Origin of the sequence: Bradyrhizobium jicamae (assembly GCF_001440395.1) — a bacterium.
GTDB classification, from domain to species: Bacteria; Pseudomonadota; Alphaproteobacteria; order Rhizobiales; family Xanthobacteraceae; genus Bradyrhizobium; species Bradyrhizobium jicamae.
On record NZ_LLXZ01000065.1, the window covers coordinates 1 to 2,168 of the forward strand.

Sequence of the window (2,168 nt, forward strand, 5' to 3'; positions counted from 1 at the left end):
GATTTAATTCGCTTTCGGGGGCTTTATGAGATTGCTTGGCATTATAAGCGCAGCAGCACTGGCGCTGATGATCGGTTCGCCCGCAGCGAGCGCGTCGATTGTCTTCACTGGCAGCACTGCTGGATGTTTTGGCACGCCGTGCACCCCTACGCTCAATGCGTCTGACGGGCCGTTGAAATTCAAGGGGGCTGCTTTTAATGAATCTCTGTCGTCTCCGGATACGTCTGTTGCGGTGAGTCTTGGCAAGTTCACGCTCAGCAGCGCAATCTTCGAACTGTTCGATGATACGTTCGACCTGCAAGTCAAGTTCACCAGTCCGGTCATCGCGACCACTGACGTCTTCGCCGATGTGAAGGGCCTGGTTACTCTGGTGGCTGGCGTCGTTCACATCGATTTCGATCCGCAAACCATTGCCTTCGGCGGCAACTCTTACACCTTGGCCCTCAATGATGTCTGGCTGGGTACTTTGGGCCCGTTTGGTAAGGATACTGATCCGCTTACAGGGACGATCACGATCAACGCCGCGGTGCCTGAACCCTCCACCTGGGCGATGATGATCCTGGGCTTCTTTGGCGTCGGTTTCCTCGCTTATCGCCGCAGGTCCGGTGCTGCACTTCGCATCGCCTGATCGCATCGGCGCATGTAATCTGGAAAAGCCGCCCTTTGGGGCGGCTTTTTTGTTATATAGACGGTCACCGTTTTCCGCGTGTGAGACGGCACGGAGATGGCCATGAACGATAGACTGCTTCAAGGCGTAGGGCAGCGAGCGTAGCCCGGATCAGCGGCTTGTTGATGGGCGGGACCGACGACCGGTCCGGATGCGCAATGGCATGATCCAGATCAAGATGGGCGCCTGACAGCCGCCCAAGGAATTCGCCTTGGCCTGGACACTACCCGGCTGGGCCACCGCGCTCCCGAACCGCCACCGCTTGTGGAGGTACGTCAACAATGAAACGCTGCCTTGCTGCTTTCGCAATCGCCGCCAGCCTGTTCGCACCAGTTGCGCACGCCAACGATGCCCTGGAGGCCAAGATGCGGGCCTACGTTCCGGTCGTTTCCCTCGCCAAGGCATGTGACTTCAGGATCAATGACGCCACCTTGGGTGACCACCGCGCCATGCTCGAAGCGGTGAAATCCGATCCGAACGCCAACAAACTCGCCTACCGCCTCCATTACGAAACGCAGACGGCCTACATCAAGGCCCGCGACGGAGGTCAACGGGTCGCCTTCTGCAGGGACTTCATCGCAACCAACAGCCAATACGCCAAAGCGCGCTTCACCGCCGTGGTCGAGGGCCACATGAGCGAGGTCAGCACTGGTGTGCAGAAAGCGATCGCCCACAACGTCTGCGGTGCGCCCCCCGTCAAGCTGTCCAAAGCCGACTGGAAACCGTACGCGCTCATCAAGAAGATGCTTCAGAACGAGCAGAAGTCGGCCAGGGAAAACGCCGAGACGAACGGCTGGAACGTCACCGAGGAAACGACGGCGGTCACGGAACAGTTCTGCGCGGCGATGAAAACCCGATGAGCATCACCGCCGCCAAAGTCGAGCCGCGCTGATGCGTCTTTGCGCGGCCCCGGTGGTCCGGGGGGCATGCATCGGCTCAAAGGCGTGCGACCAAAGCTAGCAGTCCGGCATTTCGCTTGCGCATGAGCGAAGCGATATCCGGGTTTCAGTTTACCCCGCATATCGCATGCGCTCATGCGGGCTACTCGCTGTCACCGTAATCCGCAATTGTACCACAAACTAAAGGATCTTGAATTCGACCTCCGCACCATCCGGCAAGCCATGAAGCTGAAAAGCAAGATTGCCAAGGCTCTTCATCATCTGAACAGAGTCTACAGAAGCAAGATTTTCTATCGAATATTCGCCACCCAATACAAACGGCCTCTTCGGCATCAACCGGTGGCGCGGACGCAGAGCGCCGTGGCGGAGTTGCCATTCGTGCGCAAGCCGATGGCCTGTCATCTGGTTGTAGTCGAGGAGCATTTTCGAAGCCCACTCTTCAAGAGAAGATGCGACGATTTCCAAATCTCCAGTTTCAGATTCAAAAACCGCAATCTTTTCGTCGTGGATCACGAATTGCCGTCCGAAGATTTCCTCCGCAAAACAAAATATATTGTCTGCGGCGCCCCGATAATCACCTTTCCAAAGGTTGGGCGCATTCC

General features: G+C 57.3%; 2 protein-coding genes and 1 pseudogene. 2 read left to right on the forward strand and 1 reads right to left on the reverse strand.

Annotation, left to right across the window (positions count from 1 at the left end; genetic code table 11):
• Nucleotides 1–517: 517 nt before the first annotated feature.
• Both CQ12_RS47645 and CQ12_RS11070 read left to right on the forward strand, forming a co-directional pair.
• Nucleotides 518–628: pseudogene (locus CQ12_RS47645) on the forward strand (PEPxxWA-CTERM sorting domain-containing protein); the annotation flags it as partial.
• 320 nt (nt 629–948) lie between these two features.
• Nucleotides 949–1,527: a hypothetical protein gene (locus CQ12_RS11070; RefSeq protein WP_057835345.1), complete on the forward strand. Its 579-nt coding sequence runs from the start codon at nt 949–951 to the stop codon at nt 1,525–1,527.
• A 219-nt stretch (nt 1,528–1,746) separates the two neighbouring features.
• Here CQ12_RS11070 and CQ12_RS44975 read toward each other — a convergent pair.
• The coding region (locus CQ12_RS44975; protein ID WP_198164121.1) for a hypothetical protein at nt 1,747–2,168 on the reverse strand (422 nt) is incomplete at its 5' end.